13 protein-coding genes are annotated in these 22,716 nt (G+C 57.8%); 4 read left to right on the top strand and 9 right to left on the bottom strand.

Annotated features, from left to right (window positions below):
* Positions 1-77: 77 nt before the first annotated feature.
* The 3 genes from pyrB (at position 78) to ridA (ending at position 1,958) form a co-directional block, all read left to right on the top strand.
* Positions 78-1,013: an aspartate carbamoyltransferase gene (pyrB, locus tag A6A26_RS07660; protein ID WP_063878185.1), complete on the top strand. Its 936-nt coding sequence runs from the start codon at positions 78-80 to the stop codon at positions 1,011-1,013.
* 11 nt (positions 1,014-1,024) lie between these two features.
* The gene (gene pyrI / locus A6A26_RS07655; protein WP_063878184.1) at positions 1,025-1,489 is read left to right on the top strand and encodes an aspartate carbamoyltransferase regulatory subunit; all 465 of its coding nucleotides are present in this window, start codon (positions 1,025-1,027) and stop codon (positions 1,487-1,489) included.
* An 82-nt stretch (positions 1,490-1,571) separates the two neighbouring features.
* On the top strand, positions 1,572-1,958 hold the full coding sequence (gene ridA, locus A6A26_RS07650; RefSeq protein ID WP_014606727.1) for a 2-iminobutanoate/2-iminopropanoate deaminase: 387 nt from the start codon (positions 1,572-1,574) through the stop codon (positions 1,956-1,958).
* A gap of 109 nt (positions 1,959-2,067) precedes the next feature.
* On the opposite strand, the gene A6A26_RS07645 is transcribed toward ridA, so the two are convergent.
* From A6A26_RS07645 to A6A26_RS07605, 9 genes are all read right to left on the bottom strand, one after another.
* On the bottom strand, positions 2,068-3,717 hold the full coding sequence (locus A6A26_RS07645) for a methyl-accepting chemotaxis protein (protein WP_063878183.1): 1,650 nt from the start codon (positions 3,715-3,717) through the stop codon (positions 2,068-2,070).
* 317 nt (positions 3,718-4,034) lie between these two features.
* Positions 4,035-5,228 (bottom strand): lysophospholipid transporter LplT, encoded by a 1,194-nt coding sequence (lplT, locus tag A6A26_RS07640; RefSeq protein ID WP_063878182.1) that lies wholly within the window; start codon positions 5,226-5,228, stop codon positions 4,035-4,037.
* Entirely contained in the window at positions 5,225-7,375 is a 2,151-nt protein-coding gene (aas, locus tag A6A26_RS07635) for a bifunctional acyl-ACP--phospholipid O-acyltransferase/long-chain-fatty-acid--ACP ligase (RefSeq protein ID WP_063878181.1), read from the bottom strand. The genes lplT and aas overlap by 4 nt, the downstream gene beginning before the upstream one ends.
* A 98-nt stretch (positions 7,376-7,473) precedes the next feature.
* Positions 7,474-8,865, bottom strand: coding sequence for an efflux transporter outer membrane subunit (locus tag A6A26_RS07630; RefSeq protein WP_063878180.1), 1,392 nt, complete (start codon positions 8,863-8,865; stop codon positions 7,474-7,476).
* A gap of 3 nt (positions 8,866-8,868) precedes the next feature.
* Positions 8,869-11,970, bottom strand: a complete 3,102-nt coding sequence (locus A6A26_RS07625) for an efflux RND transporter permease subunit (protein ID WP_063878179.1) — start codon at positions 11,968-11,970, stop codon at positions 8,869-8,871.
* The gene (locus A6A26_RS07620) at positions 11,967-15,179 is read right to left on the bottom strand and encodes an efflux RND transporter permease subunit (protein ID WP_063878178.1); all 3,213 of its coding nucleotides are present in this window, start codon (positions 15,177-15,179) and stop codon (positions 11,967-11,969) included. The genes A6A26_RS07625 and A6A26_RS07620 overlap by 4 nt, the downstream gene beginning before the upstream one ends.
* Positions 15,176-16,396: an MdtA/MuxA family multidrug efflux RND transporter periplasmic adaptor subunit gene (locus tag A6A26_RS07615; protein WP_063878177.1), complete on the bottom strand. Its 1,221-nt coding sequence runs from the start codon at positions 16,394-16,396 to the stop codon at positions 15,176-15,178. The genes A6A26_RS07620 and A6A26_RS07615 overlap by 4 nt, the downstream gene beginning before the upstream one ends.
* A 436-nt stretch (positions 16,397-16,832) precedes the next feature.
* Positions 16,833-18,572 (bottom strand): penicillin-binding transpeptidase domain-containing protein, encoded by a 1,740-nt coding sequence (locus A6A26_RS07610; protein ID WP_063878176.1) that lies wholly within the window; start codon positions 18,570-18,572, stop codon positions 16,833-16,835.
* Positions 18,573-18,848: 276 nt separating this feature from the next.
* A complete protein-coding gene (locus A6A26_RS07605; RefSeq protein ID WP_063881088.1) occupies positions 18,849-21,122 on the bottom strand; it encodes a molybdopterin guanine dinucleotide-containing S/N-oxide reductase in 2,274 nt (757 codons plus the stop codon).
* 187 nt (positions 21,123-21,309) lie between these two features.
* Between A6A26_RS07605 and galR the strand changes: the two genes are divergently transcribed.
* Positions 21,310-22,320: an HTH-type transcriptional regulator GalR gene (gene galR, locus A6A26_RS07600; protein WP_063878175.1), complete on the top strand. Its 1,011-nt coding sequence runs from the start codon at positions 21,310-21,312 to the stop codon at positions 22,318-22,320.
* The last annotated feature ends 396 nt before the right edge of the window (positions 22,321-22,716 follow it).

The following is a 22,716-nucleotide window of genomic DNA, read 5'->3' as shown; positions in this document are numbered from 1 at the left end:
ATCGAACCGATCTTAAAAAAGCCCCTGTATAAGGGGCTTTTTTTTGTCCGTTATCCGGCCGCGCAGAGGAGAGAGCTATGGCTAACCCGCTATATCGCAAGCATATCATTTCAATTAACGATCTCAGCCGCGACGAGCTGGAGCTGGTGCTGCACACCGCTGCGCAGCTAAAAAACCACCCTCAGCCGGAACTGCTGAAGCATAACGTGATAGCCAGTTGCTTCTTCGAAGCCTCGACCCGCACCCGACTGTCATTTGAAACCGCGATACATCGCCTGGGCGCGTCCGCAGTGGGCTTTGCCGACGGCAGCAATACCTCGTTGGGCAAAAAAGGGGAAACCCTGGCCGATACCATTTCCGTGATCAGCACCTACGTGGATGCCATTGTAATGCGTCACCCGCAGGAGGGCGCTGCGCGACTGGCTACGGAGTTTTCCAATGGCATTCCGATTCTGAATGCCGGAGACGGGGCAAACCAGCATCCCACGCAAACCCTGCTGGACCTGTTTACCATCCATGAAACCCAGGGCCGACTCAGCAACCTGAACGTGGCGATGGTTGGTGATCTGAAATATGGTCGCACCGTGCACTCGCTGACCCAGGCGCTGGCCAAGTTTGACGGCAACCGCTTCTTCTTTATCGCCCCGGATGCGCTGGCGATGCCGGCCTATATTACGGATATGCTGGATGAGCAGAATATTGCCTGGTCACGCCACGACAGTTTCGAAGAGGTGATGCCGGAGCTGGATATTCTCTACATGACGCGGGTGCAGAAAGAGCGGCTCGATCCGTCCGAATATGCCAACGTCAAAGCGCAGTTTATTTTACGCGCGGCAGACCTGAACGGTGCCCGCGATAACATGAAGGTGCTGCATCCGCTGCCGCGCATTGATGAAATCACCACCGACGTGGACAGCACGCCGTACGCCTGGTACTTCCAGCAGGCCGGTAACGGCATCTACGCACGCCAGGCTTTGCTGGCACTGGTCTTAAACCGCGACACCGCCCTGTAAGGAGTGACAGTATGAGCCAGGATAACAAACTGCAGGTTGAAGCCATCAAAAATGGCACGGTTATCGACCATATCCCTGCGCAGGTGGGCTTTAAGCTCCTGTCGCTGTTTCGTCTGACCGAAACCGACCAGCGCATCACCATCGGCCTGAACCTGCCCTCCGGTGAGATGGGCCGCAAAGATCTGATTAAGATCGAAAACACTTACCTTACGGAAGATCAGATCAATCAGCTGGCGTTTTATGCGCCGCACGCCACCGTCAACCGCATTGATGATTATGAAGTGGTCGCCAAGATCGCGCCCACGTTGCCGGACCGGATAGACCGGGTACTGACCTGTCCGAACAGCAACTGCATCAGCCGCAGCGAACCGGTGTGCTCCAGCTTTGCCGTGAAGCATCGCGCCGATGAGGTGCACCTGAAATGTAAATACTGTGAGAAAGAGTTCGCCCGTCATGTGGTATTGGGTCACTTTTAATCGGCCCTGCCGCGCTTATAATGAACCGCGTTTTATGGCGGGCAGCGCCTTTGCTGCCACGGCCTTTATCTAAGGAGAAATGATGTCTCGTGAAATCAGTACGGAAAAAGCCCCAGCGGCTATCGGCCCATACGTGCAGGGCGTTGATCTCGGCAGCATGATCATCACCTCGGGTCAGATTCCGGTGAACCCGGCCACGGGCGACGTCGCCGAAGACGTCTCAGCACAGGCGCGCCAGTCGCTGGAAAACGTGAAGGCGATCGTGGAAGCGGCGGGCCTGAAGGTTGCCGATATCGTGAAGACCACGGTATTCGTGAAAGATCTGAATGACTTTGCCACCGTAAACGCCACCTACGAAGCCTTTTTTACCGAGCATAATGCGCCCTTCCCGGCGCGTTCCTGCGTGGAAGTGGCCCGTCTGCCAAAAGACGTGAAGATTGAGATTGAAGCGATCGCGCTGCGTCGTTGATAAAAAAAGCGTGCGCACTGCTGAGTGCGCACGCGGCTTTCGGCCTGGCGTAAATACGGATTCGCCCTTCTCACCGCCGACCTGTTACTCTGCTTTCAGACCTGTCCTCTTAAAAGCTTTGCCAGTTATCCTGCCCGCCTGCCGCCAGGGCCAGCGCCGGTCTGGATGCCACAACGGCTGCGGGTTTAGCCCGAGGCATGACTACCGCCGCCTGCGGACCTGCGAGCGTAAACTTCCGCACCAGCGCAGCAAGCGTATCAGCCTGCTCCTGTAAAGAGAGCGACGCGGCTGAGGCTTCTTCGACCAGGGCCGCATTCTGCTGAGTCACATCGTCCATCTGATTAACCGCCTGATGAACCTGCGAAATGCCCTGACTCTGCTCGGTGGCCGCAGCGGCGATTTCGTTAACCAGATCGGTGACCTGACTGACCGCACCGCGCATCGTCTCCATATTGTGATTCACGTTATCCGCCTGGGACGTTCCCGATGCGATCAACCCATTGGACGTCTGAATCAGCGCTTTGATTTCACGGGCGGCGGTGGTGGACCGCTGCGACAGATTGCGTACTTCGCCCGCCACAACCGCAAAGCCGCGCCCATGTTCCCCTGCGCGTGCCGCTTCGACCGCCGCGTTCAGCGCCAGAATATTGGTCTGAAACGCAATGCCTTCAATCAGGGTAATAATTTCCCCCACCTTACCCGAGCTGTCACGAATCGCCTGCATTGTCTCCAGCATCGTATTGAGCGCGGCTGAACTGGTGTCGGAGAGATTGCGCGTGTTTTCTGCAAGGTGGCTTGCCTGGCGCGTGTTGTCTGCGGTCTGCCTGACGGTTTCGCTGATTTGGGTCATGCTGGCCGCGGTTTGCTCCAGCGAGGCAGCCTGCTCTTCCGTACGGGCAGACAAGTCCTCATTGCCCGCCGCAATCTGGCCCGACGCACTGCTGACCGACTGTGAAGCGCTGCTGACCGCATGCAAGGCGGCGGAGATGCTTTCCATCAGACGATTATAAGACCGCGCCATGATGCCAACTTCATCACGTCGGCTGTCATCGGCCTTCAGGGAAAGATCAAGATGGGTGCTGGCACGCTCCATCAGCTCGCCAATGGCGTTCAGGCTGTGCCGGACGCGCATGATGGTTAAAATCGTCAACATGCCCAGGCCGATAATCGCCAGTGCGATACCGGCCACCATGCCCCATTTGGTCAACTGATAAATATGTTGGTTTTGCTGACGTAACGCTTCACCAATTTTGCTGTTGAACTCGAACTGATTGCGATAACTGCTTTTGAGCTGAGTGATGGCGCCACCAATGCCTTCACCATCACTTAACAACGACAGGCTGAGTGCATTCTGATGCGACCGGGAGGCCGTGAGAAACGCTGGCAGACTTTGTTTAACGGCATCGATCAGCCGGAGTGACTTATCCGTCATCGCCCGATCTTCGTCATTGGTAATATCATTATCGAAATAATATTTCGTTAATGTCGAAATATCCTCAATACGTTTTTGAATCACCGTTTCAAGGCTGGCCAGTTTACCGCTCTCATCTTCGGTCTGATGTCGATATAACGCCACAGAGAGGCGATTACTTTCATCTACCAACCGATTCAGCACTTTGAGCGAATCAATTGTGTTTACCTGCACATATTCAAATCTCGCCTGAAAACCTGAGAGAAGTGAAATGGTTACGATCCCTAGAATAATTAACGAACCTGCCAGAAGTGAAAAAGCCAGAGAGAGTCTTTGCGTCATATTCATTAAACCAAGCTCCTTTCTTTCCCCGAGTGAATTCTCAAAGGAAGCCAGAAATTAATCGGCAATAATAAATAAATATTTATTTCAAATTTTTTAACCTTGAATTCGATTTCAAGTTTAAATTAATTATTCATTGCAAAAAGTTATGGTAATTAAAATAAAATAACAGAAAAAAACAATAACCAAATAAACTATATTATTTTGAATAGTAAATATAAAACGTCGCCAAAAAAGAGACACCGTTTCACTGGCGACAGCGTCAGGAAGAGGAAGAAGAAAGGGAGATAACGGCAGGGCCAGCGCGCCCTGCCGTTGTTACATCAGGTGCGGGAGGACGGACGCCACAGCCACAGTACGGTAATCGCCAGCGCAAACAGCGCGCCGAAGCCGATGCCAGTTGCCACTGCAGGCGCACCGGCCCGAATGGCTAAGGTATACAGCCCAAGCATCACCAACATGGCGGTGTTTTCAACCAGGTTCTGCACCGCAATCGCATTGCCAGCGCCGACGCTCTGTTTGCCTCGCTCCTGCAACAGCGCGTTAAGCGGCACCACAAAGAAACCACCCAGTACGCCAATCACCAGCAGCAGCAGGTAAGCATTCAGCATGGTATGTTGCAGCGAGAAAATCACTACCATCACCCCAATCAGCACACCGGCAGGCATACAGCGGCGCACGGTTTCCAGCGTCACCAGCCTGGCCGCCAGCGCCGCGCCGACCACGATCCCTATCGCCACCATGGCATTCAGCGTGGTTGGGGTTTTGTTATCCTGGATACCCAGCGCCACCGGCACCCAAAGCACCAGCAGAAAACGCAGCGTGACGCCAGCGCCCCAGAACATGCTGGTGCCGAGCAGGGAAAAGCGCGTTTCGGGGTTATGCCACAGCACGCGCGTCGCGCGGCTAAAACTGCGCAGCATCGCGGCAAAGTTCCAGCTCTGGCCGGGACGTGCAGCCTGCAGTTTGGGAATAAACAGGTTTGCCGTTACCGCCACGGCATAGGTCAGGGCGCAGACCGCCAGCGCGGCAACCAGATTCCAGTCCGCCAGAATGCCGCCCGCGACAGAACCGAGCAGGATGGCCGCAATGGTCGAGGCTTCCATCAGTCCGTTGGCTTTAACCAGCTTCTCGTCATGGGCAATTTCCACGAGGATGCCGTATTTGGCGGGCGAATACGCCGCCGCGCCGATCCCCACCAGGGTGTAACCCAGGAAAGGATTAAAACCAAAGCAGATGATCATCGCGCCCAGCAGCTTCAGGCTGTTGGCAAACATCATCACCCGGCCTTTGGCAAAACTGTCAGCCATCTGCCCCACAAAGGGGGCCAGCAGGATATAGGTCGCGACAAACAGCATCTGCAGGACCGGTTGGCTCCAGTCGGGATAGAACTGGTTTTTCAACAGCGCCAGAGTGGCAAAAAGCAGGGCATTATCGCCAAACGCCGAGAAAAACTGCGCCACCATTACCGCTATCATGCCGCGCGACAATAACGGCGCATCACGTTCTACCATCATGCCTGTTCCTCTTCCGCCATTTTTTTCAGGGTGACATAGTCAGGTTTACCACTGCCGAGTAAGGGCAACGTTTTTACGACGCGGATATCGCGCGGCACGGCCAGATCGGCGGCTCCCAGCTCGCGGGCGGCTTTTTGCAGGCCGTCACGCGCCAGTGCGCTGTCGGTAGTAAACAGCACTAATGCTTCACCACGATTACCGTCAGGGCGTAGCGAGGCAGCATGCTGTTTATCCGGTGAGGCTTTCAGGGCGATTTGCTCCACCACCTCCAGCGACACCATCTCGCCAGCTATTTTCGCAAAGCGTTTGGCGCGCCCCTGAATCTGGCAGAAGCCGCCATCATCAAAGCTGACGATATCGCCGGTATCGTACCAGCCTGCTTCCATCTGCCCTTCGCCGTTATCGGCCGCCGGGGTTTCCAGCACGCCGGGGTTTTCGACCCGCAGATAGCCCTTCATGATGTTGGGGCCACGCAGTTGCAGGCGACCGCCGTTTTCAATGCCCGGCACCGACATCAGACGAGAATCCATCCCGGGCAGGATGCGGCCAACGGTATGCGCTTTGGCGGCCATGGGTACGTTGATCGCCACCACCGGTGCGCATTCGGTCACGCCATAACCTTCCAGAATACGGATACCGTACTTGTCCATATACAGCTGGCGCGTGTTCTCCTGCAGCTTCTCCGCCCCGGCCACCACGTAGCGCAGGCGCGCAAAGTCATAGGGCTGAGCAAAGCGGGCATAGTTGCCCAGAAACGTCGAGGTGCCAAACAGCACAGTGCAGTTACGGTCATAAACCAGCTCCGGCACAATCCGGTAGTGCAGCGGGCTGGGATAAAGAAACACCTGCGCGCCGGTCATCAGTGGCGTGAACAGCCCTACGGTCAGGCCGAAAGCATGAAACAGCGGCAAGGCCGACATAAAGCGGTCGCGCGGCGTAAAGTCCGCCACGGTACGGATCTGCTCAACGTTGGCCAGCAGGCTTTTGTGGGAGTGCACCACACCTTTGGGATGACCTTCCGATCCTGAGGTAAACAGCACCATCGCCGCCTCTTCAGGCTGCTGCGCCACCTGGGCCTGGCGCGGCACAATCAGGTGCGCCAGTATCCAGAGCTTGTCCTTGAGCGTCACGGTCTCTTTCAGATCTTCCAGGTAAATCCACTGCACCTCTGTCAGACCCTGCGGCAGGTGCCACAGGTTACCTTTGTCCAGAAACTGGCGGGAGGTAAACACCGTTTTCACCTGGGAGGCGGTGAGCGCCGCGCGCATACCGCTGACGCCTGCGGTGTAATTCAGCATCGCGGGCACGCGCCCGCGCAGGGACGCGCCCAGGATTGCCGCCGCCGTGACCGTCGCGTTGGGCAGCAGCAGTCCGACATATTCTTTGGGCTGGCTGTAACGTTCCAGAATACGGCCAACGCCCAGGGCTTTTTTCAGTAAGCCGGTGTAGCTGTCGGGTTTGAAATTTACGTCTTCAATGCAGCGTTTAAAGGCGCCGTAGCGCTGGCGGGCATTGAGAAAGGCCTCGAACAGGGTTTCCCGCGGGCGCACGGCCATGCGCGCTTCCATCATAATATGGTGCAGGTGCTCACCGGCCAGCACGCGACGATCACGGGCGCGCTTCGCCTCAGGCATTGGAATATGGGTGCCGGGTAAAATGTTCAGGGTAATGCGGGGGAACAAACGGCGCTTAAAGACGCCCGCCAGGCGACCAAAGGGGGTAAATTCTGCGCCTTCAATGCGCATCGGCACCACGGTTGCACCAGATTTTGCCGCCACAAAGCCTGCCCCGCTGTAGATCTTCATCAGCGATCCGGTGACGGTAATGCGGCCCTCGGGGAAAATCACCACCGGGCGACCGCTGTCGATGAGCCGCACCAGCTGCTTCAGCGCCATCGGCTTCATGGGGTCAAGCGGGACGAAATCCGCATAGGGTTTGATCAGACGTAAAAACCAGTGATCGCTGATCGACGAATAGATCGCAAAAACCGGTTTGATGGGCAGAAACAGCGCCAGCAGCGCCCCATCCAGAAACGAGGTGTGATTGGGCGTAATCAGCACCTTCTGCTTATGCAGTTCAGCGGTATCGCCCCGTAATTCCACCCGCCACAGCAGGCGAAATACCAGGCGGAAAAAAGTGAATAACATGCCGGCTCCTTAGCATCATGAAAAACAGCCACTCACGATGCAGGATTTAGGCGGAATCGACAACTGATTATTGGCAGAATTCAGCGCGATGTCCGCCTTCAGGGTGCGGTATGCCAGCCGCCGCCCAGCGCTGCGATAAGTGCCACGCTGCTCACCCACTGGGTGCTTTTTAGCGTCAGTAAACTTTGTTGTGCGCTCAGGCTGCTGTTTTCCGTTGTCGCCACATCCAGATAGTCAATCATCCCGGCCTCATACTGATTGCGCGTGACCTGGGCCGAGGTCTGCGCGGCGGCGGTGGCGCGCTGCTGCGCGGCGATTTCGCCCTGCAGGGTATTCAGCTCCACCAGCCGGTCTTCAACGTCCTGCATCGCCGTCAGCACCGTCTGCCGATAGTTCGCCACGCTGGCATCATAGGCGGCGCGGGCCTGCTCAACACTGGCCGAGGTCGCGCCGAAGTCCAGCAGCGTGCCGCTTAGCTCTGGCCCCAACGACCAGACGCGGTTAGGTAAGGCGAACAGGTTATGCAGCGCAGAGGCACTCACGCCGCCGCTGGCGCTCAGAGTGAGATCGGGATAATAACCCGCAACCGCCACACCGACCGCCGCGTTGGATGCCGCCATTTTACGCTCGGCGTAGGCGATATCCGGGCGACGCTGCAGCAGTTCGGACGGTAAGCCGCCGGGAACCGCGGGCAGCGTCGCCATCAGCGTTGCCACAGGCAGGCTGAAATCCGCAGGCGCTTTGCCCACCAGCAGGGCGATAGCATGTTCCATTTGAGCGCGCTGCCACTGATAATCCTGTGCCGAAGCGCTGGCGCTCTCCAACTGTTGCTGCGCCTGAGCCACCGTGGCGCGCGATTCTGTCCCCGCCTGATACTGGTTCTGTATCACCCTCAGATAGCGTTGATAGGCGGCAATGCTCTGCTGATACAGCGCAATTTTTTCGTCCATGATGCGCAACTGGAAGTAGTCCTCCGCCAGCTCGGCCTGGGCGCTCAGCGTAATATTGGCCAGCTCGGCGGCGCTGGCCTGCGCGCTGGCCTGATTTTCTTCCCGCGTTCGACGCAGTTTGCCCCATAAATCCAGCTCCCAGCTGGCATTCAGTGCAGCCTGATGGCTGCTGCTGGTGGTGCGCGTACTGTCGGTAGCGCCGTGGCTGCCGCTCCGCGTCGTGCTGGCGTCATAGCCTAAGGTGGGAAACAGCGCTGCACGAGACTGTGCCGCCAGCGCCTGGGCCTGACGATACTGCGCCGCATATTCCGCCACATTCTGATTAGAGATGCTGACCTGGCTGAGCAGGCTGCTTAGCGTGGCATCCTGATACACCGTCCACCATGCGCCTTTGTGCTGGTCGTCCTGCGGCGTGGCCTGCTGCCAGCCTTTCGCTTCTTTGTAGTGAACCGGCATAGCCATCGTCGGGCGTTGATAATCAGGGCCGACAGTACAACCGCTCAACAGCACCACCAGCACGGCGGGAATAAGTGATTTCATGATTCAGGATTCCGCATGGCGCAGACGACGCCATTGACGTTGAGTGGCACGGCTCAGGCGATCGAGCCACAGATAAATGACCGGCGTGGTAAACAGCGTCAGCAGCTGGCTCAGCGCTAATCCCCCGGCGATGGCAATGCCGAGCGGGCTGCGTAGGTCGGCATCGCCGCCGCTGCCCAACGCCAGCGGCAGCGCCCCGAAGAAGGCGGCCAGCGTGGTCATCATTATGGGACGGAAGCGCATCAGGCAGGCCTGGGTAATCGCCTGCTGTGGCGACATGCCCAGCCGCCGCTCGGCATCGATGGCAAAGTCGATCATCATAATCGCGTTCTTTTTCACAATACCGATCAACAGGATAATGCCGATAAGCGCGATTATCGTGAGCTGGGTGTTCGTCAGTAACAGTAACAGCAGCGCGCCCACGCCCGCCGAGGGCAAGGTCGACAGAATGGTCAGCGGGTGAATGTAGCTCTCATACAGCACGCCGAGGACGATATAGACCGCCACCAGTGCCGCCACAATCAGCCACGGCATTGTGGCGGTTAACTGGTTAAACTCGGCCGCCGTCCCGGCATAGCCCGCCTGAATCGTTGAGGGCAAGCCAAGCCGGGCCATCGCCTGCTTGATCAGCGCCTCCGCCTGCTCCAGCGACACGCCGTCATTCAGGTTAAAGGCGATGGTGCTGGTCGCAGACTGTCCCTGATGTGTCACCGTCAGCGGGGCATTGCCGCCCGCGAAGCTGACAAAGGCCGACAGCGGAATGCGATCGCCGTTATCGTTAATCACGTAAAGCTGCTGCAGAATCGCCGGATCGCGGGTATCGCTGTCCTGCAGCGACATCACCACATGATACTGATTCAGCGTGTGGTACAGCGTGGCAATCTGGCGCTGGCTGAAGGCGTTATTCAGCATGGTGTCCAGCATCTTCACATTCACGCCCAGTTGGGTCGCCCGGTCGCGGTCGATAGTCAGCATCACTTCCTGACCGCCGGTTTGCGCATCGGAATCGACGCTGTTGAGCTGCGGAATCGCCGCCAGCGCCGCCTGGACTTTGGGCGTCCATTCGCGCAGCAGCGCAAGGTCGTCCGCCTGCAGGCTGTACTGGTAGCTGGCATTGGCGCTGCGTCCGCCGATGTGCAGGTCCTGCGCCGCCATCAGAAACAGCTGCGCACCGGGGATCTTACTGGTTTTCTGACTTAACCGGTTGGCCACTTCGCTGGCCGTGGCATCACGCTGATCAAAATCTTTTAGCCGGACAAAAAAGTCGGCGTTGTTGCGCGAGCCAAACATCCCGCTGCCCATGGACGACATCACGCTTTCAACCGCCGGATCGGACCGAATAATGTTGGTGAACTGCAGCATTTTGGGCTTCATCGCCTGAAACGAAATATTCTGATCCGCCCGTAAGGCTCCCATCAGCAGGCCGGTATCCTGTTCCGGGAAGAAACCCTTTTGCACCACCGTATAAAGAAACAGGTTAAGCAGTACGGTGAGCAGCAGGCTGAACAGGGTCAGTTTCTGATGGCGCATCACCCAGTCCAGGCCACGAGAGTAAGCCGCAAGTGCTTGGTTTAACTGATTTTCAATCAACTGATAGAACGGATGCGGGCGCTTATATACGCTGGGTTTCGGCTTCAGCAGCCGTGCGCAGAGCATTGGCGTCAGGCTCAGCGAAACAAACATCGAAATCAGCAGAGACACGGTCAAGGTGATGGCAAACTCCCGAAACAGCCTACCCAGCAGGCTGCCCATCAGCAGGATGGGAATAAACACGGCGATCAGCGATACCGTCATCGACAGTACGGTAAAGCTGACCTCGCGCGCACCGCGCAGTGCCGCTCGCAACGGGCGATGTCCGGCTTCAATATGGCGGGTGATGTTTTCCAGCACCACGATGGCGTCATCGACCACAAAGCCGGTCGAGATGATGAGCGCCATCAGGGAGAGGTTATCCAGGCTGTAGCCCAGCAGGTACATCACCGCACAGGTTCCGATCAGCGAGACCGGCAACGCCAGGGCCGGAATCATGACGGCCTGCAGGTTGCGTAAAAAGACAAACACCACCGCAATAACCAACAGCACGGCAATCAGCAGCGTTTCTTCGGTATCGTAAAGCGAGGCGCGCACGCCCGGCGAACGGTCCACCACCACCTTCAGCTGGGTATCGGCAGGCAGATCTTTTTCCAGGGCTGGCAGTTGGGCTTTGATGGCGTCAATGGTGTCCAGCATATTGGCGCCCGCCTGGCGCTTGATGCCCACCATGACCGCCGGTTGAGCATTGAGGAAGCCCGCCTGATAGCGGTCCTCCACCGAATCGTACACGCTGGCGACGTCGCCCAGGCGCACGACATTGCCGTCTTTGTTGCTGATAATCAGGTTGCGATAGCTGGCTGCCTTGTCCAGCTGTCCATTGCCGTCCACCATCCACGACTGGCTGCTGCCCTGTAGCGAGCCTTTGGGCAGATTACTGGTGCTGTTGGCCACTGCGCTGCGCACCGTATCAAGCGAAATACCCGCATGGATGAGTTTACGCGGCTGCAGATCGATGCGCACCGCGGGCAGTGCGCTCCCCATCAGCGACACATCACCCACGCCTTTGACCTGCCCCATCGCCTGTTCGATTTTGCTTTCGGCCAGATCGTAGAGTTCCCCCGGCGTGCGGGTGGCGGAGGTCAGCGCCAGCATCACAATCGGCGCATCCGACGGGTTGGCTTTGTGGTAGGTCGGCAGCGACGCCATCGCGCTCGGCAGCAGGCTGCGTGCGGCGTTGATCGCCGCCTGTACGTCACGTGCCGCGCCGTTGATATCGCGATTAAGTTCAAACTGCAAAATGATGGTGCTGGTGCCCTGTGAACTGTTCGAGGTCATCTCGGTAATGCCGGCAATCTGTCCCAGCGACCGTTCCAGCGGGGTGGCAACGGTTGCCGCCATCGTTTCCGGGCTGGCACCGGCCAGGCTGGCGTTAACCATAATGGTGGGGAAATCCACCTGCGGCAGCGGGGCCACCGGCAACAGGCGGTAGCCCAGCACGCCGAGCAGCAGGATCGCCATCGTCAGCAGCAGCGTGGTGACCGGGCGGAAGATAAACAGCCGGGTCAGGTTCATTGCCCGCTCCGCGCCTGTTGCTGTCGGCGTTTCACCCAGGCATTGCCGCGCTGGGCGATGCCGTCAAACCACAGATAGATGACCGGGGTAGAAAACAGGGTCAGCACCTGGCTGACGATCAATCCGCCGACAATCACCAGCCCCAACGGTTGGCGCAGTTCTGCGCCCGATCCGGAGGCCAGCATCAGCGGCAGCGCGCCCAGCAGCGCCGCCATGGTGGTCATCAGGATGGGCCGGAAACGCAACAAACAGGCCTGGTGAATCGCGTCCCGGGGCGAAAGATGCTGCTTATTTTCGGCCTCCAGCGCAAAGTCGATCATCATAATGGCGTTCTTCTTGACGATGCCGATCAGCAGAATGACCCCAATCAGCGCAATCAGGCTGAACGCCGTATTGGCCAGCAGCAGGGTTAACAGCGCGCCGACCGCCGCCGAGGGCAGCGTCGAGAGAATGGTCACCGGATGAATAAAACTTTCGTACAGAATGCCCAGCACCACATACATCGTGAGCAGCGCCGCCAGGATCAGCCACAACGTGTTACTGGTGGCACTCTGAAACGCCGAGGTTTCCCCTTGATAACGCAGCGTCACTGCCGACGGCAGATGCAGCTGTGCAGTCACCTCGCTAATGGCGTTCTGCGCATCTTCCAGCGAATAGCCGTCACTCAGGTTGAAGGAGATCATCACCGCCGGGAACTGATTCAGCCGCATATGCATCAGCGAACCGGTCCGCTGGTGGATCGTGGCGATGGAGGTGAGTTTGACCATGCCGCTGCTGCTGGTCGTTGTTGCCGTGGGACTGCTGGCGGTCGAAGTTGACGTGGTTTCCGTGCTGCTGGTGCTGGTGGACGTACTGCCTGATGCGCTGCTGCTCGTGCTGGCAGAGGGTTTCAGAAACACATCATCAAATGAGGCCGGGCTTTGCTGGTACTGCGGTGCAACTTCCAGTACCACGCGATACTGATTCGACTGGGTAAAGATCGTCGAGACCAGACGCTGCCCAAACGCGTTGTAGAGCGCGGTATCCACGTCCGCGGCGGTGACGCCAACGCGCGCGGCTTTGTCCCGGTTCAGTTCGACATAAGCGACCCGGCCCTGATCCTGCAGGTTGCTGACCACGCCGTTGAACTCAGGCCGTTTCTGCAAGGCCGCCACCAGTTTCGGCGACCAGGTCACCAGGTCTTCGCTGTTGGCATCATCAAGGGTGAACTGATACTGGCTCGGCGTGACCTGATCGTTGACGGTCAGATCCTGTGCCGGTTGCAGGTAGAGCTGAATGCCGACCACGCCTGTTGCTGCCTGCTGGAGCTGTTTGATGATCGCAGCGGCTTTGTCATCGCGCTGACCAAAGGGCTTCAGGTTGATCTGTAACCGACCACTGTTCAGGCTGGTGTTATTGCCATCAATACCAATTGTCGAAGAGACGCTCTCGACCGCCGGGTTCTGCATGATCACCGCAGACAGCGCCTGCTGACGCTTCGCCATCTCCGTAAAGGAAACGTCCTGAGAAGCCACCGTTACGCCCTGAATCAACCCGGTATCCTGGATCGGAAAAAAGCCCTTCGGGACAATCATATACAGCAGCGCGGTCAGGGCAAAGGTCGCCAGCGCCACCAGCAGCGTCAGTTTCTGATGATCCAGCACCAGGGTCAGCAGGCGATCATAGCCGCGAATGAGCCGATCGAAAATCTCGCCACCTTTGCGCGCAAAGCGGGACTGTTTCTCTGGCGGAATATGGCGCAGCAGGTAGGCACAGAGCATTGGCGTTAAGGTCAGCGAGACCAGCATCGAGACCAGAATGGACACCGCCAGCGTGATGGCAAACTCGCGAAACAGGCGTCCTACGACATCGCCCATAAACAGCAGCGGAATCAGCACCGCAATCAGGGAAAAGGTCAGCGAGATAATGGTAAAGCCAATCTGCTGCGATCCTTTTAACGCCGCTTCCATCGGTGGCTCGCCCGCTTCCAGCCGTCGGGAAATGTTCTCGACCACCACAATCGCGTCGTCGATCACAAAGCCGGTGGCGATGGTCAGCGCCATCAGCGACAGGTTATTGAGGCTGAAGCCCGCGAGATACATGACGCCAAAGGTTCCCACCAGCGAGAGCGGCACCGCCACGCTGGGAATCAGCGTCGCTGCCACGTTGCGCAGGAACAGAAACGTCACCATCACCACCAGCGCAATCGAGAGCATCAGCTCAAACTGCACGTCGCTGATGGAAGCACGAATGGTCTGGGTACGATCGGACAGGACCGTCATTTTCACGCCGTCGGGCAGCGCGGCCTGCAGCGTCGGCAACTGCGCCTTGATGCTGTCGACCACCTGGATAACATTGGCCCCGGGCTGACGCTGCACGCCGATTACGATAGCCGGGCTGCCGTTGGCCCAGGCAGACTGAAAGCTGTTCTCCGGCCCCTGTTCTATATGCGCGATATCCTTCAGCCTCAGCGCCGCCCCGTTCTGGTAGGTCAGGATCAGGTTGCCGTATTCGGCAGCGGTGCGCAGTTGGTCATTGGCATCGATCGTCACCGAGTGATAGCGACCGTCAAATCCACCTTTGGAACCTTTGACATTGCTGTTGCTGATTAACGTATTCACGTCTTCCAGCGTCAGGCCGTGGGCCGCCAGCGCCTGTGGGTTCATCTGCACACGAATCGCCGGTTGGTGGCCGCCCGCGAGCGTCACCATGCCCACGCCGGAAATTTGTGACAGCTTCAGTGCCACGCGCGTATTCACCAGATCCTGAACCTGCGTCAGTGGCAGCGTGTCCGAGCTGGCAGCTAAGGTGATCACCGCGCTGTCGGCCGGATTGACTTTCTTATAGGTGGGCGGATTCGGCAGATCGGTCGGTAGCAGATTACTGGCTGCGTTAATGGCGGCCTGCACCTCCTGTTCGGCCACGTCCAGCGACAGATCCAGGCTGAACTTCAGCGTGATGATGGACGATCCGCTGGAGCTGGTCGAGGTCATCTGGCTGAGTCCCGACATCTGCCCCAGTTGGCGCTCCAGCGGCGAAGTCACCGTCGAGGCCATGACATCCGGACTCGCGCCGGGATAGAGCGTTGTCACCTGGATGGTCGGGTAATCGACCTGCGGCAGCGCCGAGGTGGAGAGAAACCGGTAGGCAAAAATACCGGCGATCAGCACGCCGGCCATCAGCAGGATGGTGGCGACCGGTCGCAGGATAAAGAGGCGTGACGGATTCATTGGGCCTCGGCAGGTGCGGTCGGTTGAGTGCTGTCTGCGACCGCGACTTTACTGCCGTTGGTCAGGCGATCGATCCCTTCTGTAACCAGGCGGTCGCCGGGCTTCACGCCCTGCAGAACAGCCTGCCACGCTTCGCCATACGCCGGGCCTGCGGTGACCGGCTGCCGGGTGACGGTGTTGTCTTTATTGATGATAAAGACAAAGCTGCCGTCGCTGCTCAGCTGCAACGCCTGCGCCGGAATGATGGTGGCGTTTTTCAGCACGCTGGTTTGCAGGCGAACGTTCACAAACTGGTTGGCGTACAGCGCCTCGTCGTCGTTAGCAAACATCGCTTTCAGTGCAATGGTGCCGGTCGCCGTGTCGATCTCATTGCTGATAAATTTCACCTGTCCCTGACTCAGCACATGCTGGTTATCCTGATCGAAGGCGGTGGCGGGCAGCGTCTGATCGTGATGAAGGGCTTTCACCAGCGTCGGGATATGGCTTTGTGGCACGCTGAAAGTGACGGCGGCAGGCTGCATCTGGGTAATGGTTACCAGCCCGGTGGTTGAGCTGCTCTGAATCATATTGCCCGGATCGACCTGACGTAGCCCTACCCGACCGCTGACGGGCGCGGTGATGCGCGCGTAGCCGATGTTAAGCCTGGCGCTGGCGATCTGGGCCTGATCGGCGGCAACCGCACCACGATACTGTCCCACGGTCGCGATTTGCGTATCCAAATCCTGTCGGGACAGGGAGTCCTGAGCCGCCAGTTTGCGGTAGCGCGCCAGCGTCAGTTCGGCGCTTTTCAGCAATGCCGCGTTTTCGCTGAGCTCGCCCTGATACTGGTTCAGCGTTGCCTCGTAGCTGCGGGGATCGATCTGCGCCAGCAGCTGGCCCGCTTCAACTTTCTGCCCTTCGGTGAAGTAAACCTTTTCCAGTTGACCGTCCACCCGGCTGGTGACTGTCACGCTGGCGTTAGGAATAACCGTGCCGGGCGCGTTGAGATAGACCGGCACATCGGCCGTGCTGGCGGTGCCGCTGTGCACCAGCGTCGTACCGCCCTTCAGCATACCGGGACCCGCGTGGCGCGCATGACCACCAGCGGGCATATTGCCCCCTGCGCCTCTATGGCCCAGCAGACGCCAGGCCACGCCGGCGACAATGAGCAGCACAATGAGCAGAAGCAGCCATTTCAGCCAGCGGGAACCACGGGAACGGGAGACGTAAGTAGTCATCGAACTCTTCAGATATTGAGGAAAAAGGGAATCCTCATCAGGAGGAGGATTCATCGAAACGGCATCAGCAAAGATTATCAGCTACTTGTGTTACGACTTTCCATCGCCAAACCGTAAGGTTTGCGTTAAGAAACCTTACCAGTCTGCTGTCAGCAAGGCGAGCGCGCAGAGAAAGGCCGCGTGGATACGATGGCTGACCATGCCGGCGACGAAGGCAGGCCTGTGCTTCAGGCAAAAAAAACCCACGCATCTGCGTGGGTTGGTGTAATAACGATTGGCCTTGCCGGAGCAGTGCCCGTTTTCACACCCATCAATACCTCTGGGATTTCCATCCTCTCACTCTGTGAGGGACAGGGACAGATGAAAAAGGAAAATGAATTCGGCGAAATGAAACGAGGTGTAAAAACATCCACACCTCGCTTACAGTTTGATTTGGTTAGGATTTATCTGAACCGCTATCCACAGGCTTGCTGTAGATAGCATCCGGGGCAATATTCATGTGCTTGAGCACCGGCCCCATGATGTTACCGAACACCGGCGCAGCAACGGAGCCGCCGAAGTGATCGCCTGCGGTCGGATGGTTAATCATGACCACCAGCGCCACCTCGGGATGACTGGCCGGGGCAATACCTGCGGTGTAGTTGACATAGCCACCGTCATACTTCCCGCTGGTGCCCATTTTTTCCGCCGTACCGGTTTTGGTGGCCAGACGGTAGCCCGGCACCGCCGCCTTGACGCCGGTCCCGCCCGGTAAGACGTCACTTTCCAGCATGTGCACGACTTCCTTCACCGTTTCCGGGTTCGCGACCTGCTTGCCCAGCACCGGCGGCGTGACTTTGGTGATCGACAGCGGACGATAAACGCCATAGGAACCCAGCGTGGCGTATTCCCGGGCAATTTGCAGCGGCGTGACGCGCAAACCATAGCCAAAGGAGAAGGTCGCGCGTTCGATATCCGCCCAGCGCGTGCGGTGCAACGGGAAGTAGCCCACGCTTTCACCGGTTAAGCCTAACCCGGTCGGTTTGCCAAGACCAAACGCATAGAAGGTGTTTACCAGCGCCTCTGCCGGCATCGCCAGGGCAATATGCGACACGCCGATGTCGCTCGATTTTTGCAAGATACCGGTCATGGTCAGACGTGGCCAGTGGCCGACGTCGCGAATCAGGTGGCCGTTAACCCGGTAAGGCGTGGTATCCAGCACAGAATCCGGTCGCACCAGGTGGCGCTCCAGCCCTTCCATCACTACCAGCGGTTTTACCGTCGAACCCGGCTCGTAGCTGTCGTTAATGGCGGTATTGCGCATCTGCGCCGGGGTTGCCCCCTGATAGTTGTTGGGATTGAACGACGGATAAGAGGCCATTGCCAGAATCTCGCCGGTATCAATTTTGACCAACACCGCCGCGCCCGAATCGGCCTTGTTTAACAGCACGCCATCGCGCAGCTTACTGTACAGCGTGTACTGGCTGAATTTATCGATGCTGAGCTGGACCGTGGGCGGCTGCGTGGGCGGCTGATAGCTGATCATCGAGATGATATTGCCCGCCGCATCCTGGCGATAAACTTCTTTACCCGGCTGGCCCTGCAGGACTTTATCGAAGCCTTTTTCCAGCCCGTTCAGGCCCGTGTTATCGGCCCCGACAATCCCTATCAGCGGTGCGGAGGCTTCACTCATCGGATAAAAACGGCTGTCATCGTAAACTTCACTGATGCCCTTAAGCTTCAGATCTTTGATGTCTTTGGCGATCCCCAGCTCGACTTTACGACCAAGGTAGAGGAAACGACGTTTTGGGTTCGCGGTGATTTGCGCCGCCACCTCTTCGGGTCGCATACTCAGCGCCGCCGCCAGATAGGCCCATTTGGCGCTGGTAAAATCAGGATTGCTCTCCAGCACGCGCTGCGGGTCGGCGATCACGTCCCGCGACGGCACGCTGAGCGCCAGCGCTTCGCCATTGCGATCCAGCAACGTGCCGCGGCTGGTGGGCAACGTGACGGTGCGCAGCGAGCGCTGATCGGCCTCATGCTCAAGCATCGGCTGGTTAAGAAACTGCAAATCGGCCACGCGCGCCAGCAGAACCGCCAGGCAGGTAAATACGCCGAGGCAGATCAGACGAAAACGGAAAGGGTTAAACGGGGCTTTTATCTGGTCTTTACCCAGTAATTTTTTAATCCGGGGCATGGCAATCCGCTGCGCTTAAAAAAAAGAGGTCAATCCAGCAGTTATAATCAAAGCGCTGGCAAAAACACAGGAAAACTGTGTATCAGTTCGTTATCGTTCATTTTGTTCAGGGCAAAAAAAACCTGCGTATCTACGCAGGTCGGTGTAATCAAGAAAAAATCAATTGATGTTCACCCATCAATACCTCTGGGACCCTGACTGTAGCAAGCGGTGCGGCTTTTTTGCCACGACTGAAACGCAACAGATGCCTGCAAAATGTAACCAGCCATGAGATCCTTACGCTTTTGTGCAAACGGCATGTTTTTTAATGTCAACCAGGCAACTCATGGCATTGGGCCCCTGCGTCAGGGATGATGTGCCGATATCCAGGGTTAACACGTTCGGGTTACCTGCACGGTCATAGGGCTGCCACGCTTTGCCAAAGCCGGGATCAAACCAGGCGCCGGTGGCAATGATCACCACGCCCTGCTTCAGCCCTTCTGTTAACCGCACGCCAGCCAGTATTTTACCGCGCGCATTACTGACCTCGATCGCATCGCCGTCCTCGATATCACGCGCCGCCGCATCCGCCGGATGCATATACAGGGTTTCATGCCCGGCGGTTTTGTTGCCCTGAACGCTGGCCGTCGCATCTAACTGGCTGTGTAGCCGGTCCGATGGCTGAATGGAGATCATGTGAAGCGGATAATCACGGCTGGCTGCCGCGCCCAACCATTCCTGAGGCTCACGCCATTCCGGATGCCCGGCCATATCTTCCAGCTGGTAATCCGCGATGGTCTGACAGAACAGCTCAATTTTACCGCTGGCGGTCTGGATTGGGTTGGCCTCGGGATCGGCGCGGAAATCTTCCATAAAGATGTAGGGCTTGCCGCCTTCGGGAATCTCCACAAAGCCACGCTGCCAGAACTCAGCGAACTCAGGGAAAGGAATGCCACGACGGCCATGCGCCACCGCACATTGCTGGTAGAGATGTTCTATCCACTGCATCTCGTTGCGCCCTTCGGTGAAGGTGTCGCGATAGCCTAAGCGCTCTGCCAGATCGGCAAAAATATCAAAGTCATTGCGCGCCTGATGCTGCGGCTTAATCGCCTGATGCATCGCCAGCACAAAACGGTCACGCGATGAACCGCCGATATCATTGCGCTCCAGCGTGGTGGTCGCGGGCAGTACGATATCGGCCATCTGTGCAGCAGCCGTCCAGACAATATCCTGAACCACCACGGTATCGGGCTTCTGCCAGCCTTCCACCAGCCGGTTAAGCTGTTGATGATGATGGAACGGATTGCCGCCCGCCCAGTGCACCATATGAATGTCCGGATAGTGCAGAGTGTCGCCCTGGAAACCGTAAGGCTGGCCGGGGTTAAGCAGCATGTCGCTGATGCGCGCCACCGGAATGGACAGACCCGATGGATTCGGCCCGGTACTCATCATCGGCGCGGGGCCTTCCTGACGCGGATTGCCTACGCTGTTCATTGAGCCGTGCCCAAACGAGAAGCCCGCGCCCGGCAAGCCCGGCTGCCCGAGCATGGAAGAGAGCGCGATCATCATCCAGTAAGGCTGTTCGCCACGGTGGGCGCGCTGGACGGAATAGGAGCAGGTGATAAAACTGCGTTTGCCGATCAGCTGCTGGGCCAGTTGCACAATGCGATCCGCCGGGATATCGGTGATCTTACTTGCCCAGCCGGCAGTTTTGGCGATGCCGTCGCTTTCACCCAGCAGGTAGGCACGCAGTTGCGGCCAGCCGGTGCAGTGACGGGAAAGAAACGCCTCGTCGGTCGCGCCACGCTGATAAATTTCATAGCCCAGAGCAAGCATCAACGCCACATCGGTATTGGGCCGGATCGGTATCCACTCTGCGTTAACGAACGCAGGACAGTCATCGCGCATCGGGCTGATGTTAATCACCGGCGTGCCTTTCGCCGCCAGCTGCTCCAGCGCCGGTTTCAGGCTGTGCTGGCCTGCGCCGCCGGATGCGATTTGCGCGTTTTTCAGCGCCAGTCCACCGAAGGCGACAAACACTTCCGCATGTTCCACCACCTGCGGCCAGTCGGTGACGCGCCCGGTCAGCGGCATGTAGGTGCCCATCACGTAGGGCAGGAAAAACTGCGCGGCGCCCCAGCTGTAGTTGCCTTGCTGATCGACCCCGCCGCCGCCCTGGAAGTAGAAGCGGCGCACCAGCGTACGCGCATGGTTAACCCGTCCTGCCGATGACCAGCCGTAAGAGCCGTTAAAAATGCCCGACGCACCGTAGCGTTCGCGAATGCGGCGATTTTCCTCTGCCACCAGATCCAGTGCGGTATCCCAGTCAACGGCAACAAAATCTTCGCGTCCGCGCAGCGTACGGTCGCTGTTTTCGCGGGATTTCAGCCATGAGCGGCGCACCATCGGCTGGCGAATGCGCTTGTCTGAATAAACCAGTTCAGGAATGGTGTTGAGCATCGGCGAGGGATCGGCGTCAGCAAAAAAAGGTTCACAGCCGATAAGACGGTCATTTTCGCTTACCGCAGTGAAGGCGCCCCAGTGCGCCAGATGTGGCACTTTTATTTTCATGGTCATCGCTTTGGCAGGTGTTGGGATAAGCAGCATAGCATGGGCCAGGTCCCTGGCAGAAGGCATCACCAACCGTCTGATTTTACCTTGTTTGCGACAGCGCTGGCATTCTGTTGTCTTGATGTGCGCCCGCTTTTCCGTAACACTGGTGCGATGTGTAAACGTTTCCCCAAAATCAGGTAAACGCATGGCTACCATTAAGGATGTTGCCCGGTTGGCGGGTGTTTCTGTCGCCACGGTTTCCCGCGTGATCAATAATTCACCTAAAGCCAGTGACAGTTCACGTCAGGCTGTCAGTCAGGCCATGGAATCGCTGCAGTATCATCCAAACGCCAATGCACGGGCGCTGGCCCAGCAGTCAACCGAAACCCTGGGGCTGGTGGTTGGCGATGTTTCCGATCCTTTTTTCGGCGCGATGGTTAAAGCCGTTGATGAGGTGGCAGGCCAGACGGGCAACTTTTTGCTGATTGGTAACGGTTACCATAATGAGCAAAAAGAGCGCCAGGCGATTGAACAACTGATGCGGCATCGCTGCGCGGCGCTGGTGGTTCACGCCAAAAAAATCCCCGACAGCGAGCTGGAAGTGTTGATGAAGCAAATGCCGGGCATGGTGTTACTGAACCGGCTGCTGAAAGGGTTTGAAAAGCGCTGTATCGCGCTCGATGACCGCTACGGTGCCTGGCTCGCCACGCGCCATCTGATTCAACTGGGCCACCAGAATATTGCCTTTATCTGCTCCACCCACACCATTTCCGATGCCGAAGATCGCCTGCAGGGTTATTACGATGCGCTGCAGGAGCATGGTCTGCCCTGCAATGACAGGCTGGTCGCCTGGGGCGAACCGGATGAAGTTGGCGGTGAACAGGCCATGACCGAACTGCTGGGACGGGGTAAAAACTTCACCGCTGTGGCCTGCTACAACGACTCCATGGCAGCCGGTGCGCTGGCGGTGCTGAGCGATAACGGCGTGCAGGTGCCGGAAGAGATGTCACTGATCGGCTTTGATGACGTGCTGGTTTCCCGCTACGTTCGCCCGCGTTTAACCACCGTGCGTTACCCGATTGTCACGATGGCCCAGCAGGCCGCCGAACTGGCTCTGGCTCTCGCGCATCAACAGCCGCTGCCCGAAGTGACCAATATGTTCAGCCCTACGCTGGTACGTCGCCATTCGGTTGGTGGCCCGATTACCTCATCCTGATTTCACCTTTAGCATGCCGCGCGCTCAGCGCGGCATTCAACCCACACGGAGCGCGCCACCCCCGTGCTCAGAGTGTTTTTCCCGTCACCCTCCTTCAGCCGTTGCGTTCTGTGGACTCAGCCAGGGCATTGGTGTTGCCGCTAGGCGGCAGCGGAAAAGGTCAATGCACAGCATCTTTCGGCGTGACGACACTGGCACGGTTCCCTGCGAGTCAATGGCAAAAAAGAACGATAAACAGAGTTAAGCCAGTTTGTGGCGTAAGCAAATTAGCGCGCAGAGAAAGGCGATCCTGGGTCGTTTTTTTTCCGGCGCTGGTTTTATCTCCTTGTTCACGGCTTCTTTGCTTCAGGTCAAAAACAAGCCAATTAATTCGCTGCAATTACTACATGTTGAGCC

This window comes from Pantoea sp. OXWO6B1, assembly GCF_001641135.1.
GTDB lineage: Bacteria > Pseudomonadota > Gammaproteobacteria > Enterobacterales > Enterobacteriaceae > Pantoea > Pantoea allii.
Note: the sequence above shows the minus strand (reverse complement) of the source record. Positions and strands in the feature narration are given on the sequence as shown.

What these genes read in the sequence shown, in the direction of transcription:
- pyrB (WP_063878185.1), top strand. Translation starts at nt 78, where the DNA reads ATGGCTAACCCGCTATATCGCAAGCATATCATTTCAATTAACGATCTC.
- pyrI (WP_063878184.1), top strand. Translation starts at nt 1,025, where the DNA reads ATGAGCCAGGATAACAAACTGCAGGTTGAAGCCATCAAAAATGGCACG.
- ridA (WP_014606727.1), top strand. Translation starts at nt 1,572, where the DNA reads ATGTCTCGTGAAATCAGTACGGAAAAAGCCCCAGCGGCTATCGGCCCA.
- A6A26_RS07645 (WP_063878183.1), bottom strand. Translation starts at nt 3,717, where the DNA reads ATGAATATGACGCAAAGACTCTCTCTGGCTTTTTCACTTCTGGCAGGT.
- lplT (WP_063878182.1), bottom strand. Translation starts at nt 5,228, where the DNA reads ATGATGGTAGAACGTGATGCGCCGTTATTGTCGCGCGGCATGATAGCG.
- aas (WP_063878181.1), bottom strand. Translation starts at nt 7,375, where the DNA reads ATGTTATTCACTTTTTTCCGCCTGGTATTTCGCCTGCTGTGGCGGGTG.
- A6A26_RS07630 (WP_063878180.1), bottom strand. Translation starts at nt 8,865, where the DNA reads ATGAAATCACTTATTCCCGCCGTGCTGGTGGTGCTGTTGAGCGGTTGT.
- A6A26_RS07625 (WP_063878179.1), bottom strand. Translation starts at nt 11,970, where the DNA reads ATGAACCTGACCCGGCTGTTTATCTTCCGCCCGGTCACCACGCTGCTG.
- A6A26_RS07620 (WP_063878178.1), bottom strand. Translation starts at nt 15,179, where the DNA reads ATGAATCCGTCACGCCTCTTTATCCTGCGACCGGTCGCCACCATCCTG.
- A6A26_RS07615 (WP_063878177.1), bottom strand. Translation starts at nt 16,396, where the DNA reads ATGACTACTTACGTCTCCCGTTCCCGTGGTTCCCGCTGGCTGAAATGG.
- A6A26_RS07610 (WP_063878176.1), bottom strand. Translation starts at nt 18,572, where the DNA reads ATGCCCCGGATTAAAAAATTACTGGGTAAAGACCAGATAAAAGCCCCG.
- A6A26_RS07605 (WP_063881088.1), bottom strand. Translation starts at nt 21,122, where the DNA reads ATGAAAATAAAAGTGCCACATCTGGCGCACTGGGGCGCCTTCACTGCG.
- galR (WP_063878175.1), top strand. Translation starts at nt 21,310, where the DNA reads ATGGCTACCATTAAGGATGTTGCCCGGTTGGCGGGTGTTTCTGTCGCC.